General features: G+C 61.3%; 15 protein-coding genes. 5 read left to right on the top strand and 10 right to left on the bottom strand.

The annotated features are described in order from the left end of the window. Nucleotides 1-3: 3 nt before the first annotated feature. Nucleotides 4-939, bottom strand: a complete 936-nt coding sequence (locus tag RI103_RS09755) for a LysR family transcriptional regulator (RefSeq protein ID WP_310815125.1) — start codon at nt 937-939, stop codon at nt 4-6. 116 nt (nt 940-1,055) lie between these two features. Between RI103_RS09755 and RI103_RS09750 the strand changes: the two genes are divergently transcribed. Continuing rightward, nucleotides 1,056-1,913, top strand: coding sequence for an oxidoreductase (locus RI103_RS09750; protein WP_310815124.1), 858 nt, complete (start codon nt 1,056-1,058; stop codon nt 1,911-1,913). Between the two features lie 147 nt (nt 1,914-2,060). Here RI103_RS09750 and RI103_RS09745 read toward each other — a convergent pair whose 3' ends face one another. Then, nucleotides 2,061-3,278, bottom strand: coding sequence for an MFS transporter (locus tag RI103_RS09745; protein WP_310815123.1), 1,218 nt, complete (start codon nt 3,276-3,278; stop codon nt 2,061-2,063). Nucleotides 3,279-3,391: 113 nt separating this feature from the next. Continuing rightward, nucleotides 3,392-3,826 carry a helix-turn-helix domain-containing protein gene (locus RI103_RS09740; protein WP_310815122.1) on the bottom strand — a complete coding sequence of 145 codons (435 nt, stop codon included), beginning with the start codon at nt 3,824-3,826 and terminating at the stop codon, nt 3,392-3,394. A gap of 157 nt (nt 3,827-3,983) precedes the next feature. Between RI103_RS09740 and RI103_RS09735 the strand changes: the two genes are divergently transcribed. Then, complete coding sequence (locus tag RI103_RS09735) at nt 3,984-4,982, top strand: aldo/keto reductase (RefSeq protein WP_310815121.1); 999 nt, start codon at nt 3,984-3,986, stop codon at nt 4,980-4,982. Between the two features lie 67 nt (nt 4,983-5,049). Here RI103_RS09735 and RI103_RS09730 read toward each other — a convergent pair whose 3' ends face one another. Both RI103_RS09730 and RI103_RS09725 read right to left on the bottom strand, forming a co-directional pair. Beyond that, nucleotides 5,050-5,664, bottom strand: a complete 615-nt coding sequence (locus RI103_RS09730; protein WP_310815120.1) for an ankyrin repeat domain-containing protein — start codon at nt 5,662-5,664, stop codon at nt 5,050-5,052. A gap of 68 nt (nt 5,665-5,732) precedes the next feature. Beyond that, on the bottom strand, nt 5,733-7,187 hold the full coding sequence (locus tag RI103_RS09725; protein WP_310815205.1) for a catalase: 1,455 nt from the start codon (nt 7,185-7,187) through the stop codon (nt 5,733-5,735). A gap of 578 nt (nt 7,188-7,765) precedes the next feature. Between RI103_RS09725 and RI103_RS09720 the strand changes: the two genes are divergently transcribed. Beyond that, a complete protein-coding gene (locus RI103_RS09720) occupies nt 7,766-8,710 on the top strand; it encodes a cupin domain-containing protein (protein WP_310815119.1) in 945 nt (314 codons plus the stop codon). On the opposite strand, the gene RI103_RS09715 is transcribed toward RI103_RS09720, so the two are convergent. Next, on the bottom strand, nt 8,707-9,660 hold the full coding sequence (locus RI103_RS09715) for a LysR substrate-binding domain-containing protein (RefSeq protein WP_310815118.1): 954 nt from the start codon (nt 9,658-9,660) through the stop codon (nt 8,707-8,709). The genes RI103_RS09720 and RI103_RS09715 overlap by 4 nt on opposite strands. Nucleotides 9,661-9,904: 244 nt before the next feature. Between RI103_RS09715 and RI103_RS09710 the strand changes: the two genes are divergently transcribed. Next, complete coding sequence (locus RI103_RS09710) at nt 9,905-11,206, top strand: aspartate aminotransferase family protein (protein ID WP_310815117.1); 1,302 nt, start codon at nt 9,905-9,907, stop codon at nt 11,204-11,206. 106 nt (nt 11,207-11,312) lie between these two features. On the opposite strand, the gene RI103_RS09705 is transcribed toward RI103_RS09710, so the two are convergent. The 4 genes from RI103_RS09705 to RI103_RS09690 form a co-directional block, all read right to left on the bottom strand. Continuing rightward, nucleotides 11,313-11,783, bottom strand: a complete 471-nt coding sequence (locus RI103_RS09705) for a universal stress protein (protein ID WP_310815116.1) — start codon at nt 11,781-11,783, stop codon at nt 11,313-11,315. A gap of 181 nt (nt 11,784-11,964) precedes the next feature. Further along, entirely contained in the window at nt 11,965-13,470 is a 1,506-nt protein-coding gene (gene glnA, locus RI103_RS09700; RefSeq protein ID WP_310815115.1) for a type I glutamate--ammonia ligase, read from the bottom strand. 82 nt (nt 13,471-13,552) lie between these two features. Further along, nucleotides 13,553-13,762, bottom strand: coding sequence for a hypothetical protein (locus tag RI103_RS09695; RefSeq protein WP_310815204.1), 210 nt, complete (start codon nt 13,760-13,762; stop codon nt 13,553-13,555). Between the two features lie 62 nt (nt 13,763-13,824). After that, on the bottom strand, nt 13,825-14,118 hold the full coding sequence (locus tag RI103_RS09690) for a GYD domain-containing protein (protein WP_106307087.1): 294 nt from the start codon (nt 14,116-14,118) through the stop codon (nt 13,825-13,827). Nucleotides 14,119-14,418: 300 nt separating this feature from the next. Here RI103_RS09690 and RI103_RS09685 point away from each other — a divergent pair, with 300 nt between their 5' ends. After that, nucleotides 14,419-15,084 carry a c-type cytochrome gene (locus RI103_RS09685; RefSeq protein WP_310815114.1) on the top strand — a complete coding sequence of 222 codons (666 nt, stop codon included), beginning with the start codon at nt 14,419-14,421 and terminating at the stop codon, nt 15,082-15,084. The last annotated feature ends 222 nt before the right edge of the window (nt 15,085-15,306 follow it).

Genomic DNA, 15,306 nt, shown 5'->3' with positions numbered 1-15,306 from the left:
GACTCAACGGACCGCGCCAAGTTCGGACGGCTCGAAATAAAAACTCCGGTTCCCCGCGAGTCGCGCGACCATGAAGTCGATAAACGTCCTCACCCGCAACGGCTGCTCGGTCCGGTGACGATAGTAGATATAGACCGCTTCGCGCTGGGTGACATGCTCAACCAGCAAGGGAACGAGTTGGCCGCTCCTGATCGGCGCGGTGGCCGAAAAGCTGCCCAATTGACCAATCCCGAGTCCGGCGACAACGGCGGCGGTCTCGGCGTCGATATCGTTGACGCACAAGGTCGCCGCGATGTCGCGATAGACGATTTCATCGCCGATCAGGAATTCCCACGGCGCCTGCTTGCCCGTGTTCGCGCGCCGATATCCCGTGCAGCGGTGAGCGTCGAGCTCGTCGATAGTCCGCGGCGCGCCATGACGCTCGATATAGGCGGGCGACGCGCAGACGATCAACTGGATCGGCAGGAGCCGCCGCGCGATGGTGCCGCCCGACGGCGGCGAGCCGCCACGAAAGCCCACATCCGCGCGCTCGCTGATGAGGTCGGTGAAGTGGTCGTCGAGCTGTACATCGAGTTGCACGTTCGGATGCAGCTCGGCGAATTCAAGAAAATAAGGCCACAGCACCACATGCCCCATCGCTCTTGGCGCGCTCACCCGTAGCGGCCCCGCGATCTCTGCCTTTGATCGTCGCGCGTCGTCGAGTGCCGATGACAACACAGCCAACGCGGGCTCCACGCTGTCGAGCAGGCCCTGCCCTTCCTCGGTCAAGCTCAGCTTGCGCGTGGTTCTGTGGAAGAGCCGCACGCCCAGCTCCTTTTCCAGTTGCATCACCGCGTGGCTCGCGGCCTGCGGCGAGATGCCCTGGTCGACGGCCGCCTTGCGCAGGCTTCCGAGCGTCGCCGCCCGGACGAATATCGTGATTGCACGAACTTCATTCACGGCAGCCCCCATTAGCAAATAAAAGTTGATTATCAGTCTAGCAACCTGCGTCTAGTTCGTGCGAATCGATACTCCTATGATCCGTTCACACCCACCCCAAACGTAGGAGAAGCATCATGGTCGAACTCACGAGGAACGGCTTCAAGCGTGTCTGGTTCATCACGGGCGCGTCGCGCGGCCTTGGCGCCCTGATCGCCCAGGCGGCGCTCGCTGACGGCAACGCGGTGGTTGCCGCGGGCCGCAATGTCGCGGCGATCGTCGAGCGCCTCGGCGACTCGCCGGCACTGCTGCCGGTAGCGTTGGACGTCACGGACGAAGCGCAGGCAAAAGCCGCGGTTCAAGCCGCGGTCGAAAAATTCGGCCGTATCGACGTTCTGGTGAACAACGCGGGATTCGGTTTGCTCGGCGCCATCGAGGAGTCCAGCGACGCGGACGTGCGCCGCATGTATGACACCAACGTGTTCGGGCTGCTGACTGTCACGCGCGCCGTTCTGCCGGTGATGCGCTCGCAGCGCGCCGGTCACATCATCAATATGTCGTCGATCGGCGGCTACCGGTCCGCCGCCGGATTCGGCGCGTACTGTTCGACGAAGTTCGCGGTCGAAGGCCTGACCGAAGCATTGCACGCCGAATTGCAGCCGCTCGGCATTCACGCGACGGTCGTCGAGCCGGGTTACTTCCGGACTGACTTCCTCGACGCGTCGTCGCTGGTTGTCGCACACGAAGTCATTGCGGACTATGACGCGACATCGGGCAATGTGCGTCGGCACGCCGCCAACATGAATCACAACCAGCCAGGGAATCCCGCGAAGCTCGCCACGGCGATGATCGACCTGGTCGATGCGCAAACGCCTCCGCTGCGTCTGCCGCTTGGCACCGACACGCTAGAGGCCATCGCTGAGAAGAATGCCTATGTCGGGCAGGAAACGGAAACCTGGAAGGCGCTGTCGGCATCGACTGATTTTTCCGCTTGATACTTGACGATCGGATCGGCAAGCGCCTGGTGACGGGCAAGCTTCGGGTCCGGAAGCCAAGCCGGGTTGCGTAATCGGAGCCGTCATCGGGGAGATCGACGAGATAGTCGCCGCAGGCAGAGCTCATCTCGAGGAGCGGATGACCTGTCAATCGCCGGTCGCCCGCGCATCTTGCCCCGTGTCCGCTTGCTTGCGCATCAACAGGAGCAGCGCGATGAGCACAAGGACTATCGTCATGCCGACGAAGAGCAGCGTCGCGCGTTGAATGTCGGCGATCTGCATGACGATGCCGAGGCCGATCACGGGTAGTGAGATCGCCACGTAAAGCACGACGAAAAAGCTGGACGTGACTTCCGCGCGCCGGTGCGCGGGTGCCGCCGCCGCGATCTCGCCCAACCCGGCGCGAAAGCTGATGCCCTGCCCGATCCCTGCCAGGGCGGTGCCGAGCAAAAGCACACCGAACGAGGCCGCCGGCACGCACAGGCCGACACACATCAGCCCGACGACGAGTCCAATGCAGCCAGCCGCTTGCCTCCATCGGGCAGTAATGACGGTCTGCACCAGCTGCCCGAGGGCCGAGCACGCGAACAGCAGGAACACGATCGCGCCGGTCACGATACCGCTATGAAAGCCGAGTACGCCCCGAATCAGCTGAGGGGCGACCGCCGCGAAGAAGCCCACCACGACGAAACCGGCAAAGCCCGCCAGCGCGGCGGGGATAAACGCAGGGCGTACTTCGGCGGGAAGCGAAATTTTCTGGATGCCGAGCTTCACTCGCGAAGGAATCGCAGCGGTTTCCGGCACGCCAAGGACGATCAGTGCGGCGACACCGATCAGCGCGAGATGCACCGCATAGGGCAAGCGCATCGGCCAGGGGAAGAGTTCGACGAGAATGCCGCTTAGCAACGGACCGCAACCCAGTCCCAGCATATTGGAGGCGGTAGCGGCGAGCATGGCCTTGCCGCGCCATGCCGGCGGCGCGAGTTCGATCACGGCCACGGTGGCGGTTCCAGTGAAGATGCCGGCGGAGATTCCCGACAGCAGGCGACCCAGCATCAGAAGCGGCAGCCCGTCGCTGAGCAGGAACGTCAGCGCTGACGCGGCCGACGCACACAGCCCCGCCAGCAGCATGCGACGACGGCCCAGCTGATCGGACCAGTTGCCGACCAGCAGCAGTGCGGCCAGCACGCCGATTGCATACGACGCATAGATCACCGTGATGATGGTCGGCGTAAAACCGTACTGCAGCTGGTAGTACCGATAGATTGCCGTCGGTAGCGTTGTACCCATCATGTTGATCGCGAACGCCAACGCGACAGCGAGAAATGCGATCGGAGATTGCGGTGCTGCAGAAGCTGCTTTCATGAAACGTCCCAACGGTTGTTCAAAGACTGCGCGCAATTATGGGCAATTTCTCACGAGCCTGCTGACAGCTTGAAGATCGTGCTCAGCGTCGACCTCGTCTTGCGGCGACCGAGCTAGACGATGGGCACATCACGCGGATGGAGATGGTCGATCCGCTTTGCGCCGTGGTCGAACTCGCGGCGCGCCAATTCCATTTCGCTCATATGGACCTCGACCCAATTCCATATCCCGCAGATCTTGTCGAGCAGGCTGCGCCCCAATGGCGTCAACTGATAGTCGACTCGCGGCGGGATCACCGGATGCACGTAGCGCGCAACGAGGCCGTCACGCTCGAGCTGCCGCAATGTCTTGGTGAGCATTTTCTGGCTCACGCCCTCCACCACTTCTCGTAGCCGCGAAAAACGCATCTCGCCGTGCGTGCCGAGTGCATCGATGACGAGGATCGTCCACCTGTCCGCGATCTGCTCGATGATGTTGCGCGCCAGGTCGTCGGTTTTTTTTTGCGGATTGTCGTGCGCGTAAGCGCTGTCGTAGCAATTAGTTTCCATGGGGAAAGTATGAAACCGTCAGGTGCCTTCTTGTGATCGCCGGATGCCGCTGAAATAATCGGCTCGCCTGCCCGTCCAATGGGTACGTCGCCGTTAGTCAGATCGCATTCGACCCGTATGCGGTGCTTTACGCAGTGCTTTGATTAGAGAGCTTCACATGACTATTGAAACAATCGCAATTGAAGGTTTAACGACTCCCGTCTCACGCATCGGCCTTGGCACCTGGGCGATCGGCGGGTGGATGTGGGGCGGCACCGATGAGAAAGACTCGATTGCGGTGATCCGCCGGGCGCTGGACAGCGGTGTCAATCTGATCGACACGGCGCCGGTGTATGGCTTCGGCGCTTCGGAGGAGATCGTCGGCAAGGCGCTGGCCGATGGGTATCGGCACAAGGCGGTCATCGCGACCAAGGTCGCATTGGAATGGCGCGACGGCGCGGTGTTCCGCAATTCGTCGCCAGAACGCATTCGTCAGGAAGTAGAGGATACGCTGCGGCGCTTGCGGACAGATTACATCGACCTGTATCAGGTCCACTGGCCCGATCCGCTGGTGCCGATCGAAGAGACCGCCGCGGTGCTCGACGCTCTGCGCAAGGAAGGCAAGGTGCGCGCGCTGGGCGTGAGCAACTTCTCGCCAGAGCAAATGGATGCGTTCCGCCGTGTGGCGCCGCTGTCGGCCACGCAGCCGCCGTACAACCTGTTCGAACGCGATATCGACCGTGACGTGCTGCCGTATGCAAAACAGCATGGGCTCGTCGCGCTTGCCTATGGGGCACTGTGTCGCGGACTGCTGGCGGGGCGCATTGGCGTCGAGACACGTTTCGAGGGCGACGATCTGCGCCAGCGCGACCCGAAGTTTCGCGAGCCGCGTCGCGCGCAATATGTCGCGGCGGTGAAAGCACTGAACGTGTTCGCGCGCGATAACTTCGACAAGTCGGTGCTCGCGCTCGCGGTGCGCTGGGTGCTCGACCGCGGCCCGACGATCGCGCTGTGGGGCGCGCGCCGTCCGGCGCAACTGGACGGGGTCGACGACGTGTTCGGCTGGCGCCTCGATGAAAAGGCGTTCCAGCAGATCGACGCGATCATCACGCAGTACGTCAAGGATCCCGTTGGGCCGGAGTTCATGGCGCCGCCGGAACGCGTGCTTGCCGCGTGACAGGCAGGCATCGAACATCCTTTGCCGGCGGGCCACACGGCATGAAAGGCGATTGATCAGCGATGCCTCACTGCGTCGCGCCGACATGCCGCAATGCATCCTCCGCAGCCGGGTTGTGTTGTGCGATCGCCATTTGCAACGCGGTCCCGCCGCGCGCGTCGACATGATTCGCGTTGGCGCCGTGCGCGACGAGCACCGGAATCATATCGAGCCGGCCGAATAGCGCGGCAAACGACAACGCCGTTTCCCCCGCGTTGTTGGTTTGATCGATGTCGCAATGCGTGTCGAGCAGCATCGTTGCAATATTCGTCTCGCCTTTGAAGAGCGCCCCCATCAGCGCGGTGTTGCCGTGCCGGTCGGCGGCGCAAGCGTTGGCACCTGCGGAAAGAAGGGCCTTCAATGTCTGCGCGTGATTGTCATAGGCACTCAGTATCAGCGCGGTATAGCCTTCGGGAGTGGTTGTATCGAGCGGGAAATGCGCATCGATCAAGGCCTGAACGATATCCGTGCGTCCCGCGCGCGCCGCGGCAAACCAGTCTTCTGTGTAACGCGGCGTGTCCGTCGCGGCCGAATAGGTTCCCGGCTGATACACATGCTGCGCGCAACTCGCCGTCAATAGCGCGGCCAGGGTGGCGGCCGCCGCAGTCCGAAGAATGCGCCGGGCAGTGAAAAAGCATCGCATCAGGTTCTCCGTGAGAAAGCATGTCCAACAGTCGGAAAGCCTGCTTGCGCAGGCTTTCCGTACGTGCTTCAGTTTTCGCTCAGGTGTGCTGCCGCATCCTTCACACGGTTGAGGTCCGCATGGGTCGCCGCCGTGAGGCGGGTGCCGTAGTCGGAATCGGCCTTATAGAAGTAAGAGAGCATCGCGTACTTGTTGGCGTCGTTGGTCACGTGGCTAAGGTCGCCCGACAGCGCCGTGATCAGATCTGCCTTGTCGGTTTCCGACAGCGTCCGGTAGTACTCGCCGGCCTGACGGAAGTCGAGCGTCTTGTGGATCGCTCTTTGCTGGGTCGTCCCCTTCAGCGGCGTCTGCACGGACTTGTACTTGTCCTGCTGTGCGATTTCGGCGACTCCCGATGGCTCGTAGTTCACTTCGCCCTTTCGATCGTCCCCGTTCATCAAGCCGTCCTGATTGTTGTTGTGGACCGCGACGACCGGACGGTTGATCGGCAACTGGTTGTAGTTGGGGCCGAGGCGATACATCTGCGTGTCCGCATAGGCGAACAGGCGGCCCTGCAACATCCGGTCTTCGGACGGCTCGATCCCTGGCACAAGCCGCGACGGCGCAAATGCCGATTCTTCCGTGGACTCGAAATAGTTGTCCGGAATGCGGTTGAGCGTCATCGTGCCCACCTTCTGCTCCGGGATGGAAGACGGCCACACCTTCGTGTCGTCCAGCGGATCGAAATCGTACTTATCCAGATCTTTTGGCGAGAGCACCTGGATATAAAGATCCCATTGCGGGTAGGAATGCGCCTTGACCGAGTTGTACAGGTCGTTGGTCATCATGTTCCAGTCGGCGCCGATCGAATGCGGAATATCCTGGGGACGAATGCCCTGGATCCCCTGACGGCTTTTCCAGTGGAACTTCACGTAGTGAACTTCCCCTTTCGCGTTCACGAACTTGAAGGCGTGCACACCGAAGCCGTCCATGTGGCGATACGAATCCGGCATGCCCTCGTCCGTATAGAGATGCGTGAGCATGTTCGTCGCTTCGGGCGAATGGGCGAAGAAGTCGAATGCCAGATTCGGATCCTGCACACCCGTCACAGCCGACGGTTTGTTCGCATGCACGAAGTCAGGAAACTTGATGGCGTCCCGAATGAAGAAGATCGGCCAGTTGATGCCGACCATGTCCCAGTTGCCTTGCTGCGTGTAGAACTTGATAGCGAAACCGCGCGGGTCTCGTGCCTGCTCGGGCGATCCGCGATAGCCCATCACCGTCGAGAATCGAACGAAGACGGGAGTCTTGGTCCCTGGCGTGAACACCTGGGCCGTGGTCAGCGAACTGAGGTCCGTGGTCGGCACGAACTCGCCGAACAGACCCGTGCCACGCGCATGCACGACGCGCTCGGGTATGCGCTCGCGATCGAAGCGCTGCAGCTTCTCGATGAGATGAGAATCCTGCAAAAGAACTGGACCTTCGGGGCCCGCTGTCTGCGAGTTCTGGTTGTCGCCGACGGGCGCCCCGCTATCCCGGGTCATATCCACGGCATGCGCCGGTTGAGCGATCGAGATTGCCGAGACGATCGAGAAAATGCTTGCTGCAATTTGCGTCTTCAGTATTTTCACGTTGTATTCCTGGGTTCAGTTGGAAACCGGAGGGATCCTATGGCTCAGGAATTTTATTATCCAATGTGTTTTCTCTATCATTTCCATAGTGACCGGATTAATTTCAGAAACAACCGTTGCGGAACGCAAGCAAGCAGTGAGCGTGGCGACGCGCTACAGAATGATTTCAGGCAGGCATGTGCCGTGCGCTTTGTTCGCAGCGAGAAAATTTACAATTGCATTTAGTATTTCCACGCATACCCTTATGAACAATATGGATTTATATGGAAAATGCAACTAATATTTGGTTTTTCATCAATTGCCTGAACCTGACCTTATCATTGCGCGGAATAGCGGCAATGAATGAACGGTGCACCCATTTGCGCAAAGGTGATTTCGATATCCGGTACTTCTGAGGCCAGCGACCCGCGCCTATAGTCAGCTCAGCTTTCGGACGCCACCCAACTTCGTGATGGACCCGCACGAAGTTTCCCAATCCAAAGGAGCAGACCATGTTGACCCGCACGTCTTCGGCGCCTCTCGCCGAACCCGCTGACGCGACCCTCGATGCGCAATACTTCGAATACACGTCGTCAGCCAATCCGATCGGCGCGAAGCTCATCTCGCGCGTGCCTTTCCGCAATTTCGCGCCTTCGCTGTACGCAGACGGCGCAACCCGGATCGTGCCGCTGGACCTCTCCGCGGAGTTGGGTTGCCCCGGCCCCGCGACCGGTCCTGGCCTGAGCGCCAATTTCCTGCGTATCGTCGCGGGGGACGCATTGACGCTCGCCCCGAACGCGACCTCGCAGCTTTGCTACGTCATCAGCGGGAGCGGCAGCGTGATGCAAGCCGAGACGCGCTTCCCCTTCGGGCAGGGCGATTTCTTCACGCTGCCCGGTGGCGATGCCGCCGTGCTGTCCGCCGACACGACGGCCACGCTCTATTACGTCAACGACGCGCCGCTGCTCACCTATCTCGGCACGACCGGCGTCGAGGCGCGCTTCGCGCCGACGCTCTATCCGGCCGCCCAGGCGCAGGCGGAATTGCGCAAGGTCGCGGAAGAAGCCAATGCGGGCCGCCGCAACCGCATCAGCGTGCTGATGGGCAACGCCAACTTTCCGCAGACGCGAACGGTCACGCATGTGTTGTGGGCCATGTTCGGCATCGTGCCGCCCAACTCGATCCAGAAGCCGCACCGCCACCAGTCGATTGCACTCGACTTCATCGCCGGAGGCCAGCCAGGCGTCTATACGCTGGTCGGCACCGAACTGGACGAGAACGGCAATATCGTCGATCCGACACGCGTCGATTGGGAGGCCGGGATGGCGTTCGTCACGCCGCCCGGATACTGGCATGCGCATTTCAATGAAACGAACGAAAACGCTTACGTGATTCCGATCCAGGATGCCGGCTTGCAGACCTGGCTGCGCACGCTCGACATCCGCTTCGCCCGTTAAGGCTGAAGCGCCAGTGCGAGTCCGTCGTCCCAGTACGGCGGCTCGCCGATTGCCGCGGCGTAGAAATCCACGAACGCGCGCACCTTCGACGAGACGATTTTCTTCGGCGGGTAGACCGCCCAGACCGCGGGTTCGGCACGTCCCGTGCGCGCTTCCCATTCGGGCAGCGCGTGTTGCAGGTGCCCTTCGCGCAGGGCCGTGGATGCGAGCCACGTCGGCAGGAGAGCAAGGCCGCAGCCGGCCACGGCGAGTTGCAGCACGGCTTCGGAGTCGTCCGCGCGCAAGCGCCCTCGCAATGCCACCAGCACCTGCTGCGACGCTGCCTGCGCATCTGCGATGCGGGTGAAAGACCATTTGTCGTCCGGCAGCAGAGCCAGGCGAAGCGTATCGTGCGCCGCCAGATCTTCAGGCACACGAGGCATCCCGCTGCGCTCGAAATACGCCGGGCTGCCGCAGACGATCCGGTGATGCGGCGCAATGCGTCTGGCCATCAACGACGAATCGGGCAGCACGCCGATACGGATCGCCACGTCGATGCCAGCCTCGATCATGTTGAGCGTTTCGTCGGTCGACACGATATCCAGGTCAATGTCCGGGTAGCGCGCCATAAACGCCGGCAGATGCGGCACGATGTGCCGGCGCCCGAATGTCGACGGCATCGTGACGCGCAGCACGCCTTGCGGTGTGCGATTCAGTGACGACGTAACCTGGCGCGCGTCGTCGAGCGCCTGCAGGGCAATCATGGCGTGTTCACGAAATAGCCTGCCGCCCTCGGTCAGGACAAGCCCTCGCGTCGACCGGTTGAACAGGGCAATGCCCAGATCCTTTTCCAGCTCGCTTACGTAGCGCGAGACGGTCGAGGTCTTGACTGCCATTTCATGGGCCGTCTTGCTGAAGCTCTGCAGGTCCGCTGCGCACACGAAGGCGCGTACCGCGGCAAAGTAATCCATGGTATTTCTAATGCGAATCGAGCGTTCTACAAGGAACCTCACGACAGGACCCGCGCAACGCTCTGCCCGCGAGTTGCCGTTATTTTTGACTGGCCGTCCCGAGCCCGCGCCGCCCTGCTTGCCGCTGCGATAGCGTGGAAGGTGCGAGTCGAAGGCGAGAAGTCAGGCACGATCTTACCTGGATCGTCACTGTCGGGCGATCTAGACTGCAAGTTATTCTCGTCGCCAACCAAGGAGAAGCACGGTGTCCCGAAACAATGACGCAGTCTTCTGGCGCAACGCCAGGCAGCACCTCATCCGCTATGGCGGCACCTTCGAGCCGATGATCATCGAGCGCGCCCAGGGCAGCTTCGTCTACGACGCGGACGGCCGCGCGATCCTGGATTTCACCTCCGGGCAGATGAGCGCGGTGCTTGGGCACAGCCATCCGGACATCGTCGCGGTCATCAACGAATACGCCGGCAAGCTCGACCACCTCTTCAGCGGGATGCTGTCGCGGCCCGTGGTCGAGCTGGCAACCCGTCTGGCCGACATCACGCCCGACGGACTCGACCGCGCCCTGTTGCTCAGCACAGGCGCGGAGTCGAACGAGGCCGCCATTCGCATGGCGAAGCTGGTCACCGGCAAATATGAAATCGTCGGCTTCGCGCAGTCGTGGCATGGCATGACGGGGCATGCCGCATCGGCGACTTACAGCGCCGGTCGCAAAGGCGTCGGTCCGGCGGCCGTCGGCTCCTTCGCGATCCCCGCTCCGTTCCTGTACCGGCCGCGTTTCGAACGCAACGGTGAGTACGATTGGCTGGCGGAACTGGACTACGCCTTCGATCTCATCGACCGTCAGTCCAGCGGCAATCTCGCTGCTTTTATCGCCGAGCCGATCCTCAGCTCCGGCGGAATCATCGAACTGCCAGTAGGCTACATGGCCGCACTCAAGCGCAAATGCGAGGAGCGCGGCATGTTGCTGATCCTCGATGAAGCGCAAACCGGGATCGGGCGCACGGGCACGATGTTCGCCTTTCAGCGCGATGGCGTCACGCCCGACATTCTCACGCTGTCGAAGACGCTCGGTGCCGGTTTGCCGCTCGCGGCCGTCGTGACTTCCGCGCAGATCGAGGAGCGGGCCCATGAATTGGGCTACCTGTTCTATACGACCCATGTGTCCGATCCGCTCCCCGCCGCCGTCGGGCTGCGGGTGCTGGATGTGGTCGAACGCGAGGGGCTGGTCGCGCGTGCGAACCAGATGGGTGAGCGGCTCAAACGCGGTCTGCTGGATCTGATGGAACGCTTTGAGTGCATCGGCGACATTCGCGGACGCGGGCTGCTTCTGGGCATGGAGATCGTCAAGGACCGCCGCACCAGGGAGCCGGCGGATGGGCTGGGCTCGAGGATCACCCGCGAGTGCATGGATCTGGGGCTCAGCATGAACATCGTGCAGTTGCCCGGCATGGGCGGCGTCTTCCGGATCGCTCCGCCGTTGACCGTCCACGAGGAGGAGATCGACCTGGGCCTGGAACTGCTCGGACGAGCGATCGCACGTTCGCTGTAGTCGCAAACCACTGGCGTAGCGCGAACGCTGGACTCTATATGAGGATTCCGATGCAATTCATTCGTATACTTCCGGGTTCGCGCTCCTTCTCCCTCCGCCGACCGGACTATCGCCCCGGAGGCGCGGCGGTCGACGTCGACTGCCGGACGACGAGGACCGGGATCTGACTGTGTGTCAGGACCTTCTGCGTCTCGCTGCCGAGCAAAAACGCCCGCATGCCACTTCGGCCGTGGGACGCCATGACAATGAGATCACAGTTCTGCTGTGCTGCAACGCTGATAATCGCCTCGTAAGGATGAGCGCGATTCACCGCAACCGTATTGCACTCGACACCTGCTTGCGCAGCAGCTTGTTTGACCAGCCCGAGGTAGTCGTCCGCACGCTGCCGCGCGGCCTCAATGATTCGATCCTCGTTGTCCGCGATCATCTCCGTGCCATAGGCGAGGACATGAAACTCCGGAATGACATGAAGTCCCGTGACTTTGGCTCCGCTTTCCACGGCGAGCGTTACCGTCATCTGAATGGCGGCCTCGGAAAGCGCCGAGCCGTCGGTCGGCACCAGCAGATGCTTGAACATATGCCCCTCCCCCGCGAGCTGGCCGGCTCGCGTTGAAATCCTGCCCGGCGCCTCGACCACCTGAACCCGGTGAGTTTGAATCAGAGGCGGCCTCTTTGAGTATAGTCACTCCCGCCTCGCAACCACTGCATATCGTCGAGCCGAGCCTGCCCGCCGGCACATGACCGATTCAATATCGATCTCAAGTATCGAAATACAGGTAAAACTCCCACGGATGCGGACGCAATTTGATCGAGTCGATCTCGCGTTTGCGCTTGTATTCGATCCAGGTCTGCAGCACGTCTTCGGTGAAAACATCGCCCTTGCGCAGAAATGCCGTGTCGGACTCCAGCGCCGCCAGCGCCGCGTCGAGCGAGCCCGGAACCTGCCGTATGTTGTGGGTCTGTTCGGGCGATAGGTCGTAGATGTTCCGGTCGAGCGGATCGCCCGGATCCGTCCTGTTCTCAATACCATCGAGGCCGGCCATCAGCATCGCCGCGAACGCCAGGTACGCATTGGCCGACGGGTCCGGACAGCGGAACTCGACGCGCCGCGCATTGGGCGAATCCGAATACATCGGGATGCGCGCCGCTGCCGAACGGTTGCGCTGCGACATTGCCAGATTGACGGGTGCCTCGTATCCTGGGACGAGACGCTTGTATGAATTGGTAGTCGGGGCGCAAAAAGCCATCAGCGCGGGGGCATGTTGCAGCAAGCCGCCAATGTACCAGCGGCACATGTCGGAGGTCAGCGCCCAACCGTTTGCGTCGTAAAAGAGGTTCTCGTCGTCTTTCCACAGACTCTGGTGACAGTGCATGCCGCTCGCGTTGTCGGCAAACAGCGGCTTCGGCATGAAAGTCGCGACTTTCCCGTGCCGGCGCGCGACGTTCTTGCAAACGTACTTGTAGATCATCACGTTGTCAGCCATGCGTGTGAGCGTTGCAAAGCGCATGTCGATTTCGTTCTGACCGGCGGTCGCGACTTCGTGGTGATGCACTTCAATCTGTACGCCGGCCTGCTGCAGCGTCAACGCGATCTCCGAGCGGATTTCCTGTAGCGTGTCGTGAGGCGGCACCGGGAAATAGCCCTCCTTGTAGCGCTGCTTATAGCCGAGATTGCCGCCGCCATACGCGCCCTCGTCGCGGCCAGTATTCCAGTCGCCCTCGGACGACTCGACATAGTAGAAGCCGCAGTGCTGGTTCTGACCGAAACGGATCGAGTCGAAGATGAAGAACTCGAGTTCGGGCCCGATGTAGCATGTGGTCGCAATACCGGTTTGGCGTAGATAGTTTTCCGCCTTTTTCGCCACATAGCGCGGATCGCGTGAATACGGCTGCTGCAAAATCGGGTCGACCACGTCGCAGATGATCGACAGAGTTGGCGTGTCACACACCGGATCCACAAAGGCGGTCGCCGGATCGGGTCTGAGCAGCATGTCCGATTCGTGAATCTCCTGAAAGCCGCGAATCGACGAGCCGTCAAAGCCGATTCCGGCCTCAAAAAGGTCCGGGTGAACTTCAGGAAGCGTGATCGAAAAGTGCTGCCAGAGTCCGGGCAAGTCGGTGAACTTCAGATCGACGATCTGGATATTTTTTTGCCGCACCAGATCGATCACCTCATTCGCGCTGCCTGGTCGAGCGACGTGGAAGCGGCCTGCTTCGACGGACACCGTGAGAGGCGATGCCGGCGCTTGTGGCGTGCTGGACATTGGCTTCCTCCCCTCCCGGCCCTCTGCCTCTGGTCCAACTCTAGTCTGTCCGCGAGCGAAAACAAGGCCTCCGTTCGCCTCGCTACCGGTCTTCCGTCAGTCCCTTCAGATAGGCCTCGCCAGCGTCTTGAGCCGCGGCGCGCATGGCGAATGTGTCGTCCGAAACAATCGACCGCTTGACCTTTTGTGCTCCGAAGTCGACCAGCGTAATGACCCAGACAAACTCGCCGGCCTGCTCGGCGGTTTGAACGAATGCCCGTACGTCTTCGCTGTCGCTTGCTTTTGCGTTCATTGTGATCTCCTGAGAAAGAGTCGCGGAAAGAGAACGGCTCACGTGCCCGAGCACCGCCTGTTTTATGGAAGTTTGCCGATAATCGCGCTGCATTCATCCTTCGTGAAGGCACGGAGCGTTTGCGTGCGGACATTGCCCGCGGACCCCAGCGCGTAGCCGAATGCCGCGAAGCTTTGCTCATCCGGTGCGTCGATCACCGTGACAATGTCATATTTGCCTACCGTCCAGAAGATCTGTTTCATTTCACAGCCAAAGCTCTTGGCCAACTCCGCCGCTTGACCAGCCCGCTGCGGGCTGTTCTTGATGTTACGTATGCCCTGATCGGTGAATTGTGCAAGAACCACATAGGTCGCCATGACGATTCTCCTTACGATTAGTACGAGTCGCGTTTCATACGCGCAAGCCCGACCGCGAACGCGACTGCAATCGGGTTGCCCGAAAGCGTTCTGCGCGTAACCTGATTCTATGCAATCGAATCGGGTGCCACTGGCTGTTTGGTTTCGTGGTCGTCCAAGGCGGCGGCAGACGGGTTCCCGCTCGCCTTAGATGACAAATACGTCATTCTTTCGACGGTCGCTTGTCAGAATCACTCCCGCAGAATCGATTCACAGCGTCGTTCACCGGACGCTTGTTCGACGGAAACCGGAAAGGCCACGATGATCAGTTCACGTTCTAGCACCATGCTGCGCAACCGCTTGCGCTCCCTTTCGATCGCGGCGCTCGTCGGTTTCGCAGGCACCTGTCAAGCACAGCCCGCAGCGAATGCGCAAGATACGGCCGCGGGAACAACGGCGCCGTCCATCGCAACGTGTGTCGCGTGCCACGGCGCACTGGGCGCCGGCACCGTAAGCGGTGGGCCGCGGCTTGCCGGCAAGGATCCCGTTTATCTCGCCCATGCATTGTCAATGTTCAAGGCGGGCACTCGCGCGAGCACTGTCATGCAGCCGGTCGCGCTCAATCTATCCGATAGCGACATACAGCAACTCGCAAACTTTTTTTCCAGCCAGGATCCGCCGCTTGCCAAAGGTGCACCGCCGCCGCAGAGTCTGGTGATCGCCGGAAAGCAGCTCGCCGAGATGGGTGCTGGCTCCAACGTTCCCGCCTGTTTCAGCTGTCACGGGGCCGGCGGCAAGGGCAACGGGGCTCGCTTTCCGGGCATCGCGGGTGAACCGGCGGCATTTGTCGTTACCCGGTTACACGAATTTCAGGAGCGCGCGAAGGGAAAACCGCCGGCGCCGGGTTCGATGACAGCCGTTGCGGCGACATTGAACGATGCGCAGATCGAAGAGGCCGCGGCTTATCTTTCGGTGACCAGACCTTGAAGACTGACAAGGTGCGCATAGCGTTTGCGAAGCAACTCCCCTGCCGCCACCTGCCTTTCGTGTCGAGGACCTATGAGATCGATTGAGTGGAGCCACTTCGTGGTCATATCGGGTCTGGTTATGATGCTTGCCGGCTGCGCCGTGACCAGCCGCGATTCGAATCTGAGTGCAGCCCGGAACCCACAATTGCCTGACTCGTATCCCTGCCAGAGCCTGCATGTT

Origin of the sequence: Paraburkholderia sp. FT54, from assembly GCF_031585635.1 — a bacterium.
In the GTDB taxonomy this organism is placed as follows: Bacteria; Pseudomonadota; Gammaproteobacteria; order Burkholderiales; family Burkholderiaceae; genus Paraburkholderia.
The sequence above is the reverse complement of the archived record's forward strand: the minus strand, read 5'-3'. Positions and strand labels throughout refer to the sequence as shown.